Origin of the sequence: Sphingobium nicotianae, assembly GCF_018603885.1 — a bacterium.
GTDB lineage: Bacteria > Pseudomonadota > Alphaproteobacteria > Sphingomonadales > Sphingomonadaceae > Sphingobium > Sphingobium nicotianae.
Genome location: NZ_JAHGAW010000011.1, coordinates 88670 through 106999, shown reverse-complemented (window position 1 = coordinate 106999; position 18330 = coordinate 88670). Strand labels below are relative to the sequence as shown.

20 protein-coding genes are annotated in these 18330 nt (G+C 66.9%); 6 read left to right on the top strand and 14 right to left on the bottom strand.

Going from position 1 to position 18330, the window contains the following annotated elements:
* Positions 1 to 49: 49 nt before the first annotated feature.
* Complete coding sequence (locus KK488_RS16390) at positions 50 to 1393, bottom strand: RsmB/NOP family class I SAM-dependent RNA methyltransferase (protein ID WP_214624781.1); 1344 nt, start codon at positions 1391 to 1393, stop codon at positions 50 to 52.
* A 121-nt stretch (positions 1394 to 1514) separates the two neighbouring features.
* Here KK488_RS16390 and KK488_RS16385 point away from each other — a divergent pair, with 121 nt between their 5' ends.
* Positions 1515 to 1679: a DUF1674 domain-containing protein gene (locus tag KK488_RS16385; RefSeq protein ID WP_214624867.1), complete on the top strand. Its 165-nt coding sequence runs from the start codon at positions 1515 to 1517 to the stop codon at positions 1677 to 1679.
* Between the two features lie 241 nt (positions 1680 to 1920).
* The gene (locus tag KK488_RS16380) at positions 1921 to 2562 is read left to right on the top strand and encodes a hypothetical protein (RefSeq protein WP_214624780.1); all 642 of its coding nucleotides are present in this window, start codon (positions 1921 to 1923) and stop codon (positions 2560 to 2562) included.
* Between the two features lie 85 nt (positions 2563 to 2647).
* Here KK488_RS16380 and ssb read toward each other — a convergent pair whose 3' ends face one another.
* The 4 genes from ssb to KK488_RS16360 all read right to left on the bottom strand — a co-directional run bounded on the left by ssb (position 2648) and on the right by KK488_RS16360 (position 6307).
* Complete coding sequence (gene ssb, locus KK488_RS16375) at positions 2648 to 3175, bottom strand: single-stranded DNA-binding protein (RefSeq protein ID WP_214624779.1); 528 nt, start codon at positions 3173 to 3175, stop codon at positions 2648 to 2650.
* Positions 3176 to 3260: 85 nt separating this feature from the next.
* Positions 3261 to 5126 carry a ferrous iron transporter B gene (gene feoB, locus KK488_RS16370; RefSeq protein WP_214624778.1) on the bottom strand — a complete coding sequence of 622 codons (1866 nt, stop codon included), beginning with the start codon at positions 5124 to 5126 and terminating at the stop codon, positions 3261 to 3263.
* Entirely contained in the window at positions 5126 to 5419 is a 294-nt protein-coding gene (locus KK488_RS16365) for a FeoA domain-containing protein (RefSeq protein WP_214624777.1), read from the bottom strand. The genes feoB and KK488_RS16365 overlap by 1 nt, the downstream gene beginning before the upstream one ends.
* A gap of 204 nt (positions 5420 to 5623) precedes the next feature.
* The gene (locus KK488_RS16360; protein ID WP_214624776.1) at positions 5624 to 6307 is read right to left on the bottom strand and encodes a COQ9 family protein; all 684 of its coding nucleotides are present in this window, start codon (positions 6305 to 6307) and stop codon (positions 5624 to 5626) included.
* 156 nt (positions 6308 to 6463) lie between these two features.
* On the opposite strand from KK488_RS16360, the gene KK488_RS16355 reads away from it, so the two are divergent.
* Positions 6464 to 7534: an alkene reductase gene (locus KK488_RS16355; protein WP_214624775.1), complete on the top strand. Its 1071-nt coding sequence runs from the start codon at positions 6464 to 6466 to the stop codon at positions 7532 to 7534.
* 30 nt (positions 7535 to 7564) lie between these two features.
* On the opposite strand, the gene KK488_RS16350 is transcribed toward KK488_RS16355, so the two are convergent.
* Positions 7565 to 8638, bottom strand: coding sequence for an aromatic ring-hydroxylating dioxygenase subunit alpha (locus tag KK488_RS16350; RefSeq protein WP_214624774.1), 1074 nt, complete (start codon positions 8636 to 8638; stop codon positions 7565 to 7567).
* A gap of 74 nt (positions 8639 to 8712) precedes the next feature.
* Between KK488_RS16350 and KK488_RS16345 the strand changes: the two genes are divergently transcribed.
* On the top strand, positions 8713 to 9285 hold the full coding sequence (locus tag KK488_RS16345) for a TetR family transcriptional regulator (protein ID WP_214624773.1): 573 nt from the start codon (positions 8713 to 8715) through the stop codon (positions 9283 to 9285).
* Between the two features lie 10 nt (positions 9286 to 9295).
* A complete protein-coding gene (locus KK488_RS16340; RefSeq protein WP_214624772.1) occupies positions 9296 to 10039 on the top strand; it encodes a hypothetical protein in 744 nt (247 codons plus the stop codon).
* 140 nt (positions 10040 to 10179) lie between these two features.
* Here KK488_RS16340 and ribH read toward each other — a convergent pair whose 3' ends face one another.
* The 3 genes from ribH to ribB are packed head-to-tail and all read right to left on the bottom strand — an operon-like array spanning position 10180 to position 12772.
* A complete protein-coding gene (gene ribH / locus KK488_RS16335) occupies positions 10180 to 10602 on the bottom strand; it encodes a 6,7-dimethyl-8-ribityllumazine synthase (protein ID WP_214624771.1) in 423 nt (140 codons plus the stop codon).
* 20 nt (positions 10603 to 10622) lie between these two features.
* Positions 10623 to 11474 carry a DMT family transporter gene (locus tag KK488_RS16330; RefSeq protein WP_214624770.1) on the bottom strand — a complete coding sequence of 284 codons (852 nt, stop codon included), beginning with the start codon at positions 11472 to 11474 and terminating at the stop codon, positions 10623 to 10625.
* A 2-nt stretch (positions 11475 to 11476) separates the two neighbouring features.
* On the bottom strand, positions 11477 to 12772 hold the full coding sequence (gene ribB, locus KK488_RS16325; RefSeq protein ID WP_214624769.1) for a 3,4-dihydroxy-2-butanone-4-phosphate synthase: 1296 nt from the start codon (positions 12770 to 12772) through the stop codon (positions 11477 to 11479).
* Positions 12773 to 12926: 154 nt separating this feature from the next.
* Between ribB and KK488_RS16320 the strand changes: the two genes are divergently transcribed.
* Positions 12927 to 13925, top strand: a complete 999-nt coding sequence (locus tag KK488_RS16320) for a hypothetical protein (protein ID WP_214624768.1) — start codon at positions 12927 to 12929, stop codon at positions 13923 to 13925.
* Between the two features lie 15 nt (positions 13926 to 13940).
* Here KK488_RS16320 and KK488_RS16315 read toward each other — a convergent pair whose 3' ends face one another.
* From KK488_RS16315 to gltX, 5 genes are all read right to left on the bottom strand, one after another.
* A complete protein-coding gene (locus tag KK488_RS16315) occupies positions 13941 to 14549 on the bottom strand; it encodes a riboflavin synthase (protein ID WP_214624767.1) in 609 nt (202 codons plus the stop codon).
* Between the two features lie 11 nt (positions 14550 to 14560).
* Positions 14561 to 15580 (bottom strand): bifunctional diaminohydroxyphosphoribosylaminopyrimidine deaminase/5-amino-6-(5-phosphoribosylamino)uracil reductase RibD, encoded by a 1020-nt coding sequence (ribD, locus tag KK488_RS16310; protein WP_250890576.1) that lies wholly within the window; start codon positions 15578 to 15580, stop codon positions 14561 to 14563.
* A gap of 2 nt (positions 15581 to 15582) precedes the next feature.
* Positions 15583 to 16068 (bottom strand): hypothetical protein, encoded by a 486-nt coding sequence (locus KK488_RS21455; protein ID WP_250890575.1) that lies wholly within the window; start codon positions 16066 to 16068, stop codon positions 15583 to 15585.
* A 77-nt stretch (positions 16069 to 16145) separates the two neighbouring features.
* Positions 16146 to 16817 carry an energy transducer TonB gene (locus KK488_RS16305; RefSeq protein WP_250890573.1) on the bottom strand — a complete coding sequence of 224 codons (672 nt, stop codon included), beginning with the start codon at positions 16815 to 16817 and terminating at the stop codon, positions 16146 to 16148.
* Positions 16818 to 16974: 157 nt separating this feature from the next.
* Positions 16975 to 18327: a glutamate--tRNA ligase gene (gene gltX / locus KK488_RS16300; protein ID WP_214624765.1), complete on the bottom strand. Its 1353-nt coding sequence runs from the start codon at positions 18325 to 18327 to the stop codon at positions 16975 to 16977.
* Between the last annotated feature and the right edge of the window lie 3 nt (positions 18328 to 18330).

Genomic DNA, 18330 nt, shown 5'->3' with positions numbered 1-18330 from the left:
AGCGCAACCGCATGGTGGACAAAGTTGTGGATGGTTTCGACGAGCCGCCTCAAAGTGACTCGGAGCGGGACAGGATTGTCACGAAAAAGCCATCCAGGCCGCCTTGTTCCAGCAACATGCCGGGGACCGTGCGCAGCGCGCCGTCGGGGGTCGGGGGGATGCCCGACGGGAGGGTGGCGGGGTCGATCGCCACGCGCCTTACGTCGCTCCGCCGGGCCAGCAACGCCGCGATCTGCGCTTCCCCCTCCTGCGGTTCGAGCGAGCAGGTCGCATAGACGAGACGGCCGCCCGGCTTGAGCCAACCGAGCGCGCGATCGAGCAGAGCGGCCTGCAGCTCGGCCAGCTCGGCAATCTGGCGTGGGCCAATGCGGTGGATGACATCCGGATGACGGCGGAAGATGCCCGTCGCGGTGCAGGGTGCGTCGAGCAGGATGGCGTCGGCCGGTGCATCGGGCTGCCAATCGAGCAGATCGGCATGGATGACCTCCGCCGCCAGGCCGGTGCGTGCGAGATTGGCCCGGAGCCGCTCGCTGCGGCGCTGCGACTGGTCGACGCTGGTGACGCGCCAGCCGGCCGCCGCAAGCTGCATGGTCTTGCCGCCCGGCGCGGCGCAGAGGTCCAGGACATGCCGGCGCTCGCCTGACCCGAGCAGACGCGCGGGCAGCGAGGCGGCGAGATCCTGCACCCACCAATCGCCAGTGCCAAAGCCGGGCAGCGCCGTCACCTCGCTGTCGGCGGGCAGGCGGACATGACCGGGCGCGAGCGAGACGCCGCCGAGCCGGGCCGCCCAATCGGCGGTGGCGGCGGCATCGCGCAGGCTGAGATCGAGCGGGGCGCGCTGGGCGATCGTGGCGCGCGCCGCCGCGACCATGTCTTCGCCCCATGCGGCGGTCCAGCGTTCCTCGACGTCTGCGGGCAGGCGCGGTGCGGGGGGCAGGGTGGGGTGGCGCTTGAGCAGTGCGCTCAGCACGCCATGGACGAGCTTGCGCGGGCCGCCGTCGACCAGCGGCAGGGCCGTGGCGACCACGGCATGGTGCGGCGTGTCGAGCAACAGCGCCTGCGCCAGTGCGAGGCGCAGCACCGTGCGCGCCTTGGCGTCGTCGGGCAGGTTCTGGCGGGTAGCGCTGTCGATCAGATCATCGAGATCGGGCAGATGGCGCAGCGTGAGCGCGGCGATATTGTGCGCCAGGGCGCGGTCGGCGGGCAGGCCCATATCCTTCGTCGCGCTGCCCAGCGCCTGTTCGAGCGGCTGGCCGCGACGCAGCACAGCGTCGAGCAGGCGCAGCGCGGCGCGTCGGGCGGGAAAGCCGGCGGGCATGGCGCCGGCGGATTGGGCATTGCCGCGCCGGGCGCCGGCCGGCCGCGCTTGGGATGGGCGATCAGGATGTGGCATGGCCAGCGCCTATAGCAGGCAAGCGCGCCCGTGCGCGGCAATTCGTCAAGCTTGCGCGGTGGCGGTCCAGGCCCGTAGGATGCCGGCTGATCTGCCCGCGAATGCAAGGATTGCAAGTGTTATGGGGAAGCGCCCCGATCATGTGAAGGCTCCGGCCCATCTCTCCAAGAGTCCGCCCGTCCCTGCGCCTGTCGAATCAGACGCCGCGTCGCCCGCCGATGAAAATCGCCTTGATCCGACCCGATATGGCGACTGGGAGATCAAGGGAATTGCCGTTGATTTCTAGATGATGGCACGCCTCGTCCGTTTTTTTGCACTTATTTCGGACAGCTCTGTAAATTTGTCTCTTTTTGGATCACTTTTCGCATGCATCCCCGTCATTTTTGCGTCATATAGTGCCCATACCGGCTCACGAGAGGCCGGAAAACAGAATCGGGACGTGTGGTCTTAGGACTTGATGCGGTTTGCTATAGCTTGGTGCTCCCACCACTGGGCTATGACGCATCTCTATCATCCGGGCTTCTATCTTGACCGATTCTAACCGAACTTCTGCTTCGACTGGACTTCCCACACCGGTCGACGACGGAACGCCGGCCGGTCATCCCACGCCGGCCGGCGAACCGTCCTCAGGAGTTCTGCCGCCCGCTTCTTCCCAGTCTTCCTCATCGCAGTCGCCCGCGCCGGTCAACTATGGCCGGCGCGCGACCGATCAGATCGAGCTCTTCCCCGGTTTACGTAGCTGCGCCGACGGCGACGTCTCGAATCGCCCGCTGCTGGAGGCGATTGGCGGGCTCATCCTCGCTTGGGGCCGGCTCGAGCGGACGACGGCGGAAAAGCTCGCGGTGATGCGCGAATCCTTCGGCGATGTGCGCGCGGTCGGCGGCCGGACGCGTCCGACCATGCAGAAGCTGCTCGCCGAGCTGCGGGCGCTGGTCGCGATGCGCGACCGCCATGACAAGCAGGTGCTCACCGTCATCGCCGATATTGACGGGACGCTCCAGCGCACGGCCCAGTTCCGGCTGCTGCTGGTCGACGGCACGCAGGACGTTCAGGCGGACGGCGTGGAATGCCGCGATCTCAAGAATAGCCTGGTCAGGCTCTCGGCGGAGGAAATTGCGCGCGAGACCGCCCAGCTGGAGCGTATCAGGGAGCAGATCTCGGGATTGTGAGGCCGAGCTGCGCACGCAGGATCAGTACCGTAGCAATCCCGGCTGTGGCTCGTCGGCCTTCGGGCCACGGGGACGACCTGGTGGTTCAGAACGGGATTTCGTCGTCGTCCAGACCATCGTTGAAGCCGCCGCCGCTACCCGAGCGCGCCGCGCCGCCCGCCGGACGGCCGCCGCCGAAGCCGCCGCCGGCATCGTCATTGCCCCAGCCTTCGCGGCTGCCGCCGCCACCGCCGCCCGAGCGTGCGCCGCCGCCTTCGCCGGGGCCGCCGTCCAGCATCGTCATCACCGAGCCGGGGCCGGACAGCACGATCTCGGTCGAGTAGCGATCCTGTCCGTTCTGGTCCTGCCATTTGCGGGTCTGCAGCGATCCCTCGATATAGACCTTCTTGCCCTTGCGCAGGTAGCGCTCGGCGATGCCGATGAGACCGTCGGAGCGAATCACGACGCTGTGCCACTCGGTGCGTTCCTTGCGCTCGCCACTGGCGCGATCGGTCCAGTTTTCCGAGGTCGCGATGCGCAGGTTGCAGATGCGCCCGCCATTGCTGAAGCTCTTCACTTCAGGGTCGGCGCCGAGATTGCCGACGAGAATGACTTTGTTGACGCTGCCTGCCATGGGGCTCTCCGGAGACTTGAATGGGATGAAGATTTCACCCGCTTATAGTCGCGCAGAGGCCGCCGTCTAGGGCCGCCGATGGACGCTAAAGCCCCGCGGCGACCGCCGTCCAGTAGGTCGCGCCTGCCGCGATATAAGCGAGCGTGAACAGATAGCCCACCATGAACAGCGGCCAGCGCCAGCCGTTGGTCTCGCGCCGGGTGACGGCGATGGTCGAGATGCATTGCGGGGCGAAGACGAACCAGGCGAGGAAGGCGAGCGCCGTCGGCAGCGTCCAGCGGCCTTGCAGATGCTCGCCCAGTGTCTTGGCCGTCGCGTCCTCGTCGTCGCTCTCGGCGATGGCATTGGCGGTGGCGAGGGCGGAGACGGCAACCTCGCGCGCGGCCATGGCCGGGATCAGCGCGAGCGCGATCTCATGATTGAAGCCGATCGGCCGCAGCACAGGCGTCAGCACACTCGCGATGCGGCCCGCCGTACTGTAATTCACCGGCAGCGTCGGGTCTCCGGCCGGCGGCTTGGGGAATGAAAGGAGCAGCCACAGGACGATCGTCGTGAAGAAGATTATGGTACCGGCGCGCTTCAGGAAGATGATGGCGCGCTGCCACAGACCCAGGACCACGTCACGCAGCAGCGGCATCTGATATTTGGGCAGCTCCATCAGGAAACTGCCGCCGCCCCCCTTGGTGACGGTGAGGCGCAGTACGCTCGCCACCAGGAGCGCGCCGATGATCCCCGAGATGAACAGCCCGAACAGCACAAGCCCCTGCAGGCCGATGCCATAGCCGACCGTGCGCGCCGGGATGAACGCGCCGATGATCAGCGTATAGACCGGCCAGCGCGCGGAGCAGGTCATCAGCGGCGCGATCAGGATCGTCGTGAGCCGGTCCTTGGGGTCGGCGATCGTCCGCGTTGCCATGATGCCAGGCACCGCGCAGGCGAAGCTGGAGAGCAGGGGGATGAAGGCGCGGCCCGAGAGGCCAACGCGCGCCATGAGGCCATCCATCAGGAAGGCGGCGCGGGTCATGTAGCCGGTCGCCTCCAGCATCAGGATGAAGAAGAAGAGGATGAGGATCTGCGGCAGGAAGACGACCACCGAGCCGACGCCGGCGATGGCGCCCTGGATGATGAGATCGCGCCAGAAGCCTTCGGGCAGGATGGTCTGGACAAGGCCCGCAAGCGCCTTGAAGGCATCCTCAATCATCGCGACCGGCGCTTCCGACCAGCTGAACACGGCCTGGAAGACCACGAACATCAGCCCGAACAGCAGCAGCAAGCCACCGACCGGATGCAGCACCACCTTGTCGATCGCGCCGGTCAGCCGCCGCGTCGGCGTTTCCGAGACGATCGCGCGGCGGGCGATGCGCTGGGCCTCGCGGCGCAACCGCGCTTCGTCGAACGTCACATTCTCGGCATGCACCGACTTCGGCAGGCCATGAGCCGGGACCGCCGCTTCGATCGTCTCGCGCAGATGATCGAGCCCGCGCCGGCGCACGGCCACGGTCGGGATCACCGGCACGCCCAGATCCTCCGACAGGCGCCCGGCATCCAGCTCCAGCCCGTCACGCGTCGCCAGATCGACCATGTTGAGCGCAATGATGCAGGGGCGACCGAGCGCGATCAGCTCCAGCGCGAAGCGCAAATGATTGTCGAGATTGGCGGCGTCGACGACGATGACCAGCACGTCCGGCGTGCGTTCGCCTTCCTGATAACCGAAGATGACATTGCGGGTGACGGTCTCGTCCGGGCTCTTGGGGTCGAGGCTATAGGTGCCGGGCAGATCGACGATATCGACCTGGCGCCCGTCTGCGAGCGCCAGCCGGCCGGCCTTCCGCTCGACGGTGACGCCGGGATAGTTGCCGACCTTCTGGCGCGCGCCGGTCAGTGCATTGAACAGGGCGCTCTTGCCGGCATTGGGATTGCCGACCAGCGCGATCATGCCGGCGTGGTCCATCAGGCGGCGCCCACCTCGCGTGACATCCCGTCTGCCACCGAGTCAATCGGGTCCATCTGAGAGCGCACGGTGATTGCCGCGGCATGGGCAGCGCGCATCGCGACGATCATGCGCCCGACCCGGCAGGCATGCGCGCCGCGGCCTGTGAAGCCCGCGCGGTGTAGCAGCTCGATGCTTGCCCCTTCGCAGAGACCCAGCTCCCGCAGGCGTCGTCCGTCCGTCTCTGACATGGCCGACCAGTCGACGATATCGACATAGGCCGGGAGATTGGGCGTGAGTTTGGTCAGGAGCACGGGCAGGTGGGGCTTTCGAGCGATTCCTGCGAGTGATTATCAATAACGGAAGCGAGGGGCAAGCGGCGGTTCAAGTCCTCTGTTCGTTTCGAGCGAACTCGAGAAGCGGAGTGGAGAAAATTCCGCGAGACTGCCATTTTCGAAAGCCGTCTCGACAAGCTCCACGGACGCTGGCACCGGACGGAGTAGGTGAGATCCGCTGTGCTACCGTCCTCGGTAGCGCAGGCGCCCCAAGAAGCGGGGAATGCTGAAATGATTGTCCGCGCCGGCGGTGAAGCGCGCTTTGGCTTTTTCGAAGCGCATGATCCCGTCGATGCGCCGGGCGAGGAAGGCGCGCGTATCGGCATGATCCTCGCTCTCGTCATTGACGAAGACGAGCAGGGTTGCGGCGTAGACCGTGCCGAGCGTGGCGCGCTTGGTGTAGTGATTATAGTCGACGGCCGTGTCACCCGCCGCGCGCCACATCGTGTCGGCCGCGCGCCAGCCGAGTTGCGCGGCGCGACTGACGTTTTTCGGCATGGCGAGAATGGCTTGCGCGCGACGCAGCGTCTCGCGATGCGGCGCAAGCAGATCGAGGCGGGCCTCGACCAGCGCGGTGATGCGCTCGCGAATCTTCATCGCCGCCAGCATCCCGGGAGGTAAACGTGTCAGCATCGCGGCATCGACACTGGCGAACCAGGCATCGATCATGACCATCGCGCTGCCATCGAACGCCAGGGCGGCGATATCGCGATCCACCCCGGCGGCTTCAGCGGCGCTCGCGACGGCGACCTTGCTCCAGCCGTCGAAGGCCGCATTGGCCGCAACCAAAGGAGCGAGGCGCAGGCGCAGTTCGTCGAGCGTCTCGTCTTCTCGAAGTCCTGTCTCGGGGCGCGCTGGGCTGATCATGACCTCGTCCCTAGCTGATCGCGAGGCGGCGCGAAAGTTCGACAGGCAGGGCGGCAAGTTTTCCTTGGGAAGCGAGCCCATTGTCGAATGGGCAGCCGCATCCTAGCTTTCGGCGCGGGTAGGCGTGATTTCTAATTGCCTTGATGGGGAGTTTCCATGACCAGTCTGTTCGATCCGATCACAATCGGCGGTGTCACTTTGTCCAACCGCATCATGATGGCGCCGATGACGCGTGGACGCGCCACCCGAGAGCATGTGCCGCTGCCGCGCATGGCCGATTATTATGCGCAGCGCGCCGGTGCTGGCCTCATCATCAGCGAGGCCGCGCCGATCAGCGTGCAGGGGGCGGGCTGGCCTTATTCGCCGGGCCTTTGGACCGACGAGCAGGTGGAAGCCTGGAAGCCGGTGACGCAGGCCGTGCACGATGCGGGCGGACGCATCGTCGCGCAGCTCTGGCACATGGGCCGGGTCGTCCATCCGGCGATGTCGGGCGCGCAACCTGTCTCTGCGAGCGCGACGACCGCGCCCGGCGAAGCCTTCACCTATGAGGGCCGCCAGCCCCATGTCGAGGCGCGGCCGCTGCGGCTGGACGAGATCCCCGGCATTATCGCCGACTATGTCCACGCTGCGAAGAATGCGATCCGCGCGGGGTTCGACGGCGTTCAGCTGCACGGCGCCAATGGCTATCTCATCGACCAGTTCCTGCGCGACTCGGGCAATCATCGCGAGGATGCTTATGGCGGCTCGATCGAGAATCGCGCGCGGCTCCTGCTCGAAGTGACGCAGGCGCTGGTCGATGCGGTGGGTTCTGACAAGGTCTCGGTGCGGCTCTCGCCCAATGGCGACGTGCAGGGCGTGATCGATTCCAATCCCGAGCCGCTCTTCGTCTATGCGGCGCGCGAACTCGACAGGATCGGTATCGCCTTCCTGGAGCTCAAGGAAGCGCGCAATGACGCGCAGCAGCCCGTATCGCCGGCGGTCCGCGCCGTGTTCGGCGGCGTGCTCGTGTTGAACGGCGAGTATGGCCTGGCGGATGGCAATGCCGCGGTCGCCGATGGCCGGGCGGACGCGATCAGTATCGGCCGGCCATTCATCGCCAATCCCGATCTGGTCGATCGCCTGCAGGAAGGGCATCCGCTTGCCGAGGTCAAGCAGGGGCCGGGCCTCTATCAGCCAATCGACGAGGGCTATGCGGATTATCCGCGCTACGAAGTGGCGAGCGCCTGACGCCCGAGAGGAGGAGGTGCGAGGACGTCGCTATGCGGCGTCTCTCGCCGCCTCGCCGCCGTCGCCGGCCAGCTTCTTCACCAGCCGATTGAACAGGATCACACCGCGATCGTGACTGGTCGGCATGATGCGCGGGTCGGCCGTCACGTCGATCATGCGCTGCTGCGCCTCGATCATCAGCTTGTCCTCGGCGAACGCCATGCCGGCCATCGCCATCATCGCGTCGCGCGTCGCTTCGTCGCCATGGCGGCGGTGCGGTCCCCAGGAGAAGAAATAGCGCGAAGTCGTGCCGGTCAGCGGCGTCACCGCCTGGCTCGTGAAATTGAGTCCGCCGATCGCGTCGTCCATGACGGGCGGCGCGAAATCGAGCGCCTGCGCCGCGCCGAGCTTATATTGCCCGCTCCACATCAGGAGGACGCCCGGCACGAGGAAGTCGTAGCTCTGCCAGGTGTCGATCGGCACCGGCGACTTGCGATTGCTCTGGCCGAATGTGTTGGTCCTCCAGCGCTGGACACGCACGCCCCGGTCGAGCGGCGTGATCGTCGGCTGCGTCTGCGCGAATTGCGGTCCGGCGCCGAAGCTGTTGGCATGGACGTAGGAAAGATGACTGAAATCGAGGAGATTGTCGTTGATCAGCCGCGCCTCGGCCGCATAATCGAGATGGCCGTGGCCGAGGAGATAATCGGGATCGTCGAACCCGACGGCGGGCGGAATGAGCGCCGGATCGGCCGTCTCCGCCGCGCCCATCCAGACCCAGACCCAGCTATGCCGCTCGATGACCGCATAATGCTTCACCCGCGCCTGAGCCGGGATGATGTCCTGCCCCGGTATCTCGACGACCTTGCCGGCGGCATCGAAGAGCAGGCCATGATACATGCAGCGCAGCCGTTCGCCTTCGCAGCGGCCGAGAGACAGCGGTGCGAGGCGGTGGACGCAGCGATCCTCCAGCGCGTGAATGGCGTTGCTCGCCGTACGCCACAGGACAATCGGTTCGCCCAGGATGGTCAGGCCGAATGGCTTTTCCGCCGCCAGATCCTGCGACCAGGCGGCGACGTACCAGGCATTGCGGACATAAGGGGCGGGTGCATGGGCTGATGCAGTCATGATGTGGCGCTCTTGCAGTTTCTCTCCTGCCGCGATGTTGACTTAACAGTGTTAAACAGTCAATCCATTGCGACATGGCCCGCTCCGCTGCTCCCGCGCTCGATCGTGACCGATTGGTCGGCGCCGCTTTCGCGCTGCTTGAAGAAGAGGGGCTGGAGGGCCTCTCGATGCGCCGGCTGGCCGCGCGGCTGGGTGTGCAGGCGCCCGCGCTTTACTGGCATATTGCGGACAAGGGCGAACTGCTCGGCCTGATGGCGCAGGACATCTATGCGCCGGCCTATGCCGGCGTGCCGCATGCGGCCCATTGGCGTGACTGGCTGCGCGGCTTCGGCCATGCTTTGCGCGCCACCTTCGCCACGCATCGCGACGGCGCGCGCCTCTGCGCCAGCGCGCCTGCCCCGCGCGACCGTGACGTCGCCGATCATGCCGCGCGCATCGCTGCGCCGCTGGCCGCACTCGGACTCGATCAGGGGCGCGCGCTCGCGTTCGTTGCCTCGGTCATTTCCTTCGCGCTCGGCTGGGCCAGCTTCGAGGCCAACGGGCCGATGCACGACTATCTCGACGAGATGCTGGACTTCGACGAGAGTTTCGACATTGGCCTGAAGGCGCTGGTCAGCGGCTTTGCCGATGCCTGCCCGGGCAGATAGGAGACGCTGCATGTCCAACCGATTTCACGGCCTGATTGCGATGGTGCTGCTTGTGATCGCCGCGCCATCCCTGGCCGAGCCGACGCCGGTCACCGTCCGCGTGATCGCGCGCGACGCCAAGTTCATCGGCACGTCGATGGGCGGCGCGCGGGTGACGCTGCGCGATGTGCGGAGCGGCAAGCGTCTGGCCGAGGGCGTCACGCAGGGCGGCACCGGCGACACCGACCGGATCATGCATGCGTCCGGTCGCAGCCCGCTCCGTAGTAGTGAGGGGGCCGCGGCCTATGCGGCGAGCCTCGATATTGCGCAGCCGACGCTGGTCGAACTGACGGTCGAGGGTCCGCTTGGCCACCCCGGATCGGCGCTGCGAGCGAGCCAGCAGCGCTGGATCATGCCGGGAGAAGGCATGACGCAGGGGGAGGGCTGGACAATCGAGCTGCCGGGTCTCGTCATCACGCCGCAGGCAAGGATCTCGGGCGTGGCGGCGAAGATCAGCGCGAAGGTCGAGTTGATGTGCGGGTGCCCGATCACGCCCGGGGGCCTGTGGGATGCGGCGGATTATGAAGTCAAAGCGACGCTGCGGCAGCGTGGGAAGGTGGTCGGGGCTGCGCCGCTCGCCTTCATCACGGCACCGGGCGGATTTGAAGGCGACCTCACGCTGCCCGGCAGGGGCGCCTACCGGCTCGGGATTGCCGCGCATAATCTGAAGACCGGCAACAGCGGTTACATCGAGCTGCCGATCAAGGCCGACTAGAGCTTATCCTGCGTGAGCGGAATCAGTGTTCCTGCTTTCGCAGGAACACAAGCCAGTCCAGTCTAAACAGGATAGAGACTGGCACACCTTCGATCCGTCGCTCCAATGCCGGGATGACGGATCGAATTGACGTGCTTTGCTTAATCCCCGAAGCTGCTGGCGATCTGGAGCATCCGCGCCGCCGCCCGGGCCGCGCCGCCGCCTTTGTCGCTCTGCTTCGGGTCGGCGCGGACGAGCGCCTGCGCCTCGTTTTCGACCGTCAGGATGCCGTTGCCGATGGCGATGCCGTCCATGGTCAGCGCCATGATGCCGCGGGCGCTTTCGTTCGAGACCACCTCGAAATGATAGGTCTCGCCGCGGATGACGACGCCGATCGCGACGAAGCCGTCATAGCGCCCGCTTTCCGCAGCCATGGCGATGGCGCCGGGGATCTCGAGCGCGCCGGGCACGGTCAGTATCTCGACCCTGTGGCCCTCGTCCTCCAGCGCGGCGGTCGCGCCCTCGATGAGCAGGTCGTTCAGGTGGTCGTAGAAGCGCGCTTCGACGATGAGGAACTTGGCCATGTCTGGGTCCTTTCGAGAGATCAGGCGAATGCCGAACGGGCAATGACGGTGAGGGTGCCGAGCGTCACGAGCAACGCGCCGCCGATGCGCAGGCGGCTCAGGCGCTCCTTGAGGACCATGGCGCCGAGCGCGAGGCCGAAGACGATGCTCGATTCGCGCACCGCGGCAACGACGCCCACCGGCGCCATGCCGAGCGCGAACAAGGCGGGCGCGAAGGAGATCGGCGCCATGATGCCGGCCAGCATGCCCGGCTTCATGTCGCGGGCTAGGAAGCCGAACGACTTGCGCCCGCTGCGCGCGAACAGGGCGAGCGGCATCGAGATGGAATCGAGCAGGAAGAACCAGGTGATGAAGGTCAGCATGTCCGGCGCGGCACGCACGCCCTTGGCATCGACCAAGGTATAGCAAGTCGTGAGCAGCCCCGTGCAGGCGGCCGCGACCAGCCCGGCGCGGGAGATGGCGCGATTGCCCGCCAGGCACAGGATGCCGGCGCTGACGATGCCGATGCCGAGCAGCACGAACTCGTCGATCCGGTCACCGAGGAAGGCAATGCCGAGCAGCGCCGTGAAGATCGGCGTGAAGCCCCGCGCGATCGGATAGGCGGCGGTGAAGTCGCTCATCGCATAGGACCAGGCCAGAGCGAGCTGGTAGATGGCGTGGATCGCCATGGCCGCGATCAGCCAGGGCCAGAGATTGGCCGGCGGCAGGCCGATCCACAAAGCGATCGGCGCGGCCAGCACGAATTCGGTCATGCGGATCCAGGCCTGCACGACCAGCTTGTCGTCGCCCGACTTCAGCAGCGCGTGGGCCAGCGACGAGGTGATGGCGGAGAACAGCGCGAGCCCGAGCCCGGCTGCCATCGTGCCCGCCACGATCAATCCTCGCGCGGGATAGCCCGCTCGCCGACGACCGAGAGATCATAGCCGTCGAGCGCGATCAGATTGTGATGATTGTTGGTGAGCAGGATCATGTCGTGCACGCCGAGCTCGGCCAGGATCTGGGCGCCGACGCCATAATCGCGCAGTTCCTCGGCGGTGCGGATCACCTCCGGCATGCCGACCGTGCGGGCGCGGATGGTGCGGCTGTAGCCATCCGACTGGCGCCGGTTGATCAGCACGACGATGCCCGCGCCCTCCTCGCCGATCATCTCCATCGAGCGGGCGAGCAGGCCGGAGCGCGGGCCATCCTCGCCGAAAATATCGGCGAAGAGCGAGATCTGATGCATGCGCACCAGGGTTGGCGTTTCGGACGAGACATGGCCCTTCACCAGCGCCACCGTCTCGGAATCCGTCGCGCGATTGTAGAAGCTGATCGCGCGCCATTCGCCGCCCCAGCGGCTGTGGAAGCCGACTTCGGCGCGGCGCTCCATCATGTGATCGTTGCGGCGGCGATAGGCGATGAGGTCGCGGATCGTGCCGATCTTGAGCTTGTGCTTCTGCGCGAAGGGGATGAGATCGTCGAGACGGGCCATGGTGCCGTCATCCTTCATGATCTCGCAGATGACGCCCGAGGGATTGAGCCCGGCGAGCCGCGCGACGTCCACCGCCGCCTCGGTATGGCCGGTGCGCACCAGCACGCCGCCGTCGCGGGCGATGAGCGGAAAGACATGGCCGGGCGTCACGATGTCCTGCGCGCCTTTGGCCGCATCGATGGCGACGGCGACGGTGCGGGCGCGGTCGCCGGCCGAGATGCCGGTGGTGACGCCCTCGCGCGCCTCGATCGAGACGGTGAAGGCGGTCTCGTGCCGGGTGCCGTTGTTAGGGCTCATCAGGTTGAGGCCGAGCTGCTGCACGCGCTGGCCGGTGAGCGCCAGGCAGATCAGGCCGCGGCCATGCGTCGCCATGAAGTTGATCGCGTCGGGCGTCGCCATCTGGGCGGGAATAACGAGATCGCCTTCATTCTCGCGGTCCTCGTCGTCGACGAGGATGAACATGCGGCCGTTGCGCGCCTCGTTGATGATCTCCTCGGCGCTGGCGAGCGCGGTGCCATGCTCGCGCGCGGCGAGATAGGTTTCGAGCTTGACCAGCGTCTCGGCGGTGGGGTTCCAGTCCACCTCGTGAAGGGTGCGCAGGCTGTTGGCATGGAGCCCGGCGGCGCGGGCTAGGCCGGAGCGCGACAGGACACCGTCGCGGACCAGTTTGCGGACATTATCGATCAGTTCGCTGCTCATGGCGAGGCGATTATCACATCGTAGTGTGATTTGCCAAGCGGCGATTTCACATTGGCGCTGATAGTCCGACGCCGATTGTTAACAGCCTTTGTCACTGGAGCGTCGCCGGCCGTTCTGCAAGACGATGTCCGATTCAACCAGGAGGGGTGTGGGCATGAAAAAGCGTTTTCTGGCATCGGCAGCGGGCATGGCGCTCGCGATGATCGCACTGCAGCCGGTCGCGGCTCTGGCCAATGACGACGCGCCGCTGAAGATTTCGTCCGAGGCGTCGATCAAGGGCACGCAGACGATCGTCGTCGGCGCGTTCAACGTCGGCTTCATCTTCTCGTCGGTGGACAATACGAAGGCGACGGGCGGCATGATCGGCGCATTCGGCGGCACGACCAAGGCCAAGAGCGAGTTGGTCGGCGTCACGCCGGAGATGATGCAGGCGATCACCGACGCGGCTTATGCCGACTTCAAGGCGCAGCTCGCGGCCAAAGGCTTCACCGTGGCCGATGCCGCCGCGATGTTCGGCCATGCCGAGTTCGCGCGCGTGAAGATGATGCCGGCGCCCTATGAGGCGAGCATCCAGCTCGACAAGAAGAGCAATGGCAAGGCGACCTATTACAAGCCCAGCGCCCTGCCCGGCCAGTTCATGCTGCCCGGCGACATCACCGCCAGCGGCATGAGCGGCATCGGCCTCAACATGGCCTCCGGCACCAATCAATATGGCGTGAGCCAGTTCGCCAAGGCAGCGGGGCAGTCCGTGGTCGATGTCGTCTATCTGATCGACTTCTCCGACGTGAAGCGGCCCGGCGCGTTCAGTTTCGGCGGGCTCAACGTCAATTCCGGCATGTCCGTGGTCGACGATTATTCGAAGCTCAACCTGATCAATCCGGCCGGCAAGACCGCGACGATAACCTTCCGGCAGCCCGTCGCCGTCGAGGGCGATTTCGCGACGATGGAAGACACCACCAAGGGCGCCGGCATCCAGAAAGCGGCGAACATCTTGGGCGGACTGGCGGCGGCGCGGGGTTTCGGCGGCCTCAAGTTCGGCAAGACCAAGACCTTCACCTTCACGGCCAAGCCCGGCGACTACGAACAGGGCGCGATCAAGGCGGCGACGCTGGCGAATGGCCGGCTGGTCGATCAGCTCGCAGCGCTCCGATAGCGCCGTCCGCGCGGTTCACGCGACGGCGGCGTGCTCGCGCATGCGGTGGAGATAGCGGGCGAGCACGTCGATCTCGAGATTGACGGGCTGGCCCGCCGTCAGCTTGCCGAAGGTGGTGACGGCCCAGGTATGCGGAATGATGTTGAGGCCGAAGGTCGTGCCGTCCTTGCCGTCGGTCACCGCGTTCACGGTCAGCGAGACGCCGTCGACGGTGATCGAGCCCTTCGGCGCGATATAGGGCGCGAGATCGGCGGGCACGCGGATCGTGACGCGATGCGAATCGCCGTCCAAGCTGATGCTGGCAACCTCGCCGATGCCGTCGACATGGCCCGTCACGATATGGCCGCCCAGCTCGTCGCCGATCTTGAGCGCGCGTTCGAGATTGAGCGCGCGGCCCGTGCCCCAGGCGCCCTGCGCGGTGCGCGAGACGGTCTCGGCCGAGAGGTCGACCGCGAACCAGTCCGGCCCCTTGTCGATCACGGTGAGGCAGACCCCCGAGCAGGCGATGGACGCGCCGATCGCGACCGTGCTCATGTCGAAGCCGCAGCCGATGACGAGCCGCAGGTCGCCGCGCTGCTGCGCCGAGCGGATGGTGCCGATGTCGGTGATGATGCCGGTGAACATGAGTCTCGCCTCTAGTCCGCCCGGACCCGCTCGTAAACCTCGAGCCGGTCGGGCGCGAAATCGCGCGTGTCAGCGAGGCGCCAGCGGCCATGTGCGCTGGCGAGGTCGGTGAGGCCGATGTCGGCCAGCCCTGGCCGGCCGCCGCCGATCAGGATCGGCGCGCGATAGAGCAGCAGCCGATCGACCAGATCGTCCCGCAGGAAGCTTGCCGCCGCGCGCGCACCGCCCTCGATGAGCAGATGGTCGCCGCCGGTCAGCGCCTTGACGTCATCCGGATGCGACAGGCCGCGCCAGCCGTCCGGCGGCGGCGCTGTCCCACTCAGCATCACACGCTGCGGCGAGCGGTCCTCCAGGCCCGGCAACCGCACGTCGAGGCGCGGCGCGTCGGCCTCGACGGTGTGCCGTCCCGCGAGGATCAGCTCATGCCGGGCGCGCTCGACATGGGCATGGACGCGCGCGGCCGGGCCGGTGATCCACTGGCTGGTGCCGTCGGCCATCGCGATGCAGCCATCGAGCGACAAAGCGAGCTTGAGCGTCACGAACGGGCGGCCGAGCCGCTGGCGCGTGAAGAAGCCGGCCATCGCCGCCTTCGCCTCGCGCGCCAGCAGGCCGGAGACCACCTCGATGCCCGCCGCCTTCAGCCGCGCGATGCCGGCGCCGTTGGTGCGCGGATCCGGATCGGTCGCGGCGATGACGACGCGCGCCACGCCGGCCGCGATCAGCAGGTCGGTGCAGCAGGGGCCGCGCGGCGACGCATGGGCGCAGGGTTCCAGGCTCACATAGGCGGTGCCGCCGCGTGCCTGCTCGCCGGCCTGCGCCAGCGCGACCGCCTCGGCATGGGGCCGTCCGCCCGGCTGTGTCCAGCCGCGCCCGGCGACATGGCCCTGCGCATCGAGCAAGATGCAGCCGACATTGGGATTGGGCGCGGTACGACCGTGCGCCCGCTCGGAGAGGGTGATGGCGGCGGCCAGCCAGGCGCCATCACCAGCCGGGCCGCGTCCAGCGCTGCCGCTCGTCGCCGCCTGCGCCAAGCTCAGCGGGCCGTGGGCGGCGAACTGGCGCCCGGGGCCGCACCAGCCTGCGCGGTGGCCAGCTTGCCCTCGCGCTCGAGTGCGGTGGCCAGCTTCTTCTCGAGATTCTTCTTCACCGCCGCGATCGTCTCTTCGCGCCGCTTGCGATTGCGCGCCTCTTCCTCGCGCCATTCGATGCCGAGCCGATCGGCGACCTTCTGGAACGACACCTGTTCGGTGCGCAGCGAGCCTTCATACTCGGTGAGATCCTTGAGCTGTCGCTTGATGATGTCGCTATCCTTCCGATCGGCCATCCAGCTCTCGACATAGATGATCTGCCGCTCCTTGGGCGGCGTGCGCGTATCGAGCAGGAACGCCCAGAGCAGGAGGCTGGTCACCGTCACGGAGAGCACCAGCAGCGTCCAGCGATGCGGCCGATCCGGCGAAAACATGTCGCGCAGATCGGCGAGTGCGCTCTTGGGAGATGCCGGTCGGGGAAAGATTGCCATGCCCGCAACATAGGCATGGATCATCCCATTGGGAAGGCGCGCGGTCCGGGCGCCCCCGCCCGACAAGCGCGCCATGATCATTCCTCCAGGCGGAAATGCACCGTCATCGTCTGCACGGATTCGACAGCGACACCGTCGCGCGTCGCCGCGATGAAGCGCCAGCTCCGCAGGGCCTGCCGCTTCGTCTCCTCGAAGAAGACCGGATTGGTGGCGCTCACCATCTCGACCGCGCTCACCCGGCCGCGCGGATCGATGGTGACGCGCACGGTGACGTCGCCCTCCAGCCCGTCGCGCACCAGCGAAGGCGGATAATTGGGGTGAAACGCGGCAGCGAAGCGCGGATCCTGGCGCGCCTTGACGAAGACGGGATCGGCGGGCGGCACATAGGGCGGCGTCACGGTTCCCGTGCCCGGGATGAGCGGCGGCGTATAGGGCGCGACTTCCGGCCCGGCGCGGAACTGGTCGAACGGGGTCGAGGTCGTGGTCGGTTGCGGCGGGGGCGGGTCGGAAATCGCTCGCTGCGTCGGCTGCGGCTTCTCCTTGGTCTCAGGCTGATCGACCGGCGGGGGATTTTTCGGCAGATACACCCAATGGGTCGGGAGGGGCGGTGTCTTGGGCGGCGAGACGAAGGTCATCGGCACGGCGATGATGACGGCCACGACGCTCGCGTTGAGCGCGACCGCGCCGAGCAAGGCGCTCGGTGAGCGGCGGTTGGAATAGCCGGAACGGGATATGGACAGATCAGTCATGACACCTCTCCTTCGCTATATTGTGATGATATAATATCACGATATAGCGTATCATCAAGAGCGATAAAGCGTTGCTTGCGAACGATCGCATGAGAGCGAGCGGGGCCGCCCGACCGGGGTAATCGTTCCGAATACGTGATTGAATTCGTTAAAGAACTCAGGCCGAGGCGATATTGCTCGCCGCCGCGCGCAGCCGCGCCAGTGCGCGGTCCCTGCCGATCAGCGGCAGGAGCTGCGCCATGTCAGGCCCGTGATCCATGCCGGTGAGCGCGAGTCGCAGGGGCAGGAACAGGGCCTTGCCCTTGCGCCCGGTTGCCTTCTTGAGCGCGCTGGTCAGCGCGTGCCAGGGATCGCTTGCGAAATCGATGCCCGCCAGTGCCTCTGTCGCCTGCGTCACATAGGCCGCATCGTCCGGGGTGAGCTGCGGTGCGGCCAGATCGCCGCCGAGCACTGCGAGCCAGTCCGCCGCCTCGCTCACGCGGGCGAGGTTGGGCTGGATCACCGGCCAGACCTGCGCCGTGATCGCGGCAGGCAGGCGATCGGCGACCGCCTCATAGGGAAGATGATGGACGATCTTGGCGTTCAGCCCCTTCAGCTCCTCGTCCGAGAAGCGGGCCGGCGCCCGGCCGAAATGGGCGAAGTCGAACCGCTCGATCAGTGGCGTCATGTCGGTCACCGGCTCGACCGGATCGCTCGTGCCCAGCCGTGCCAGCATGGCATTGATCGCCAGCGCCTCGATCCCCGCCTCGCGGAAGTCGCTGATGCCGATCGTGCCGAGTCGCTTGGAGAGCTTGCCCTCGCTGCCGGTCATCAGCGCCATGTGCGCGAACTGCGGCAGCGGCGCGCCGAGCGCGGCGAACATCTGCAGCTGCGTCGCGGTGTTGGAGACATGATCCTCGCCGCGCAGCACATGCGTCACGCCCATGTCGATATCGTCGATCACCGAGGGTAGCATGTAGAGCCAGCTTCCGTCAGCGCGGCGGATGACCGGATCGGAGAGCAGATGCGGCTCGAAATGCTGCGGCCCGCGAACAAGGTCGGTCCACTCGATCGGCGCGCTATGATCGAGCCTGAAGCGCCAGTGCGGCCGCTCGCCGGCGGCTTCCTTCGCGGCAATCTCGTCGGGCGTCAGGGCGAGCGCGGCTCGATCATAGACCGGCGGCAGCCCGCGCCCGAGCAGCACCTTGCGCCGCAGGTCGAGCTCCTGCGCGCTCTCGAAGGCGGGATAGACGCGCCCGGCCGCCCGCAGTTCCTCGAACTTTGCCTGATAGAGCCCGAACCGCTCGGACTGGCGTACCTCGCCGTCCATCGGCAGGCCCAGCCAGCCGAGATCGGCGCGAATGCTCTCGACGAACCGCTCCTCGCTCCGCTCGGTGTCGGTATCATCGATGCGCAGCAGGCATCGCCCGCCCATCTTGCGTGCCCACAGCCAGTTATGCAGCGCCGCGCGAATATTGCCGACATGCAGCTTGCCGGTCGGCGAGGGCGCGAAACGGGTGATGACAGTCATGGC

What these genes read in the sequence shown, in the direction of transcription:
- gltX (WP_214624765.1), bottom strand. Translation starts at nt 18,327, where the DNA reads ATGACTGTCATCACCCGTTTCGCGCCCTCGCCGACCGGCAAGCTGCAT.
- KK488_RS16345 (WP_214624773.1), top strand. Translation starts at nt 8,713, where the DNA reads ATGGCCCGCTCCGCTGCTCCCGCGCTCGATCGTGACCGATTGGTCGGC.
- KK488_RS16390 (WP_214624781.1), bottom strand. Translation starts at nt 1,393, where the DNA reads ATGCCACATCCTGATCGCCCATCCCAAGCGCGGCCGGCCGGCGCCCGG.
- KK488_RS16360 (WP_214624776.1), bottom strand. Translation starts at nt 6,307, where the DNA reads ATGATCAGCCCAGCGCGCCCCGAGACAGGACTTCGAGAAGACGAGACG.
- ribH (WP_214624771.1), bottom strand. Translation starts at nt 10,602, where the DNA reads ATGGCCAAGTTCCTCATCGTCGAAGCGCGCTTCTACGACCACCTGAAC.
- feoB (WP_214624778.1), bottom strand. Translation starts at nt 5,126, where the DNA reads ATGGACCACGCCGGCATGATCGCGCTGGTCGGCAATCCCAATGCCGGC.
- KK488_RS16350 (WP_214624774.1), bottom strand. Translation starts at nt 8,638, where the DNA reads ATGACTGCATCAGCCCATGCACCCGCCCCTTATGTCCGCAATGCCTGG.
- KK488_RS21455 (WP_250890575.1), bottom strand. Translation starts at nt 16,068, where the DNA reads ATGGCAATCTTTCCCCGACCGGCATCTCCCAAGAGCGCACTCGCCGAT.
- KK488_RS16320 (WP_214624768.1), top strand. Translation starts at nt 12,927, where the DNA reads ATGAAAAAGCGTTTTCTGGCATCGGCAGCGGGCATGGCGCTCGCGATG.
- KK488_RS16305 (WP_250890573.1), bottom strand. Translation starts at nt 16,817, where the DNA reads ATGACTGATCTGTCCATATCCCGTTCCGGCTATTCCAACCGCCGCTCA.
- KK488_RS16340 (WP_214624772.1), top strand. Translation starts at nt 9,296, where the DNA reads ATGTCCAACCGATTTCACGGCCTGATTGCGATGGTGCTGCTTGTGATC.
- KK488_RS16315 (WP_214624767.1), bottom strand. Translation starts at nt 14,549, where the DNA reads ATGTTCACCGGCATCATCACCGACATCGGCACCATCCGCTCGGCGCAG.
- ribB (WP_214624769.1), bottom strand. Translation starts at nt 12,772, where the DNA reads ATGAGCAGCGAACTGATCGATAATGTCCGCAAACTGGTCCGCGACGGT.
- ssb (WP_214624779.1), bottom strand. Translation starts at nt 3,175, where the DNA reads ATGGCAGGCAGCGTCAACAAAGTCATTCTCGTCGGCAATCTCGGCGCC.
- KK488_RS16385 (WP_214624867.1), top strand. Translation starts at nt 1,515, where the DNA reads ATGGGGAAGCGCCCCGATCATGTGAAGGCTCCGGCCCATCTCTCCAAG.
- KK488_RS16355 (WP_214624775.1), top strand. Translation starts at nt 6,464, where the DNA reads ATGACCAGTCTGTTCGATCCGATCACAATCGGCGGTGTCACTTTGTCC.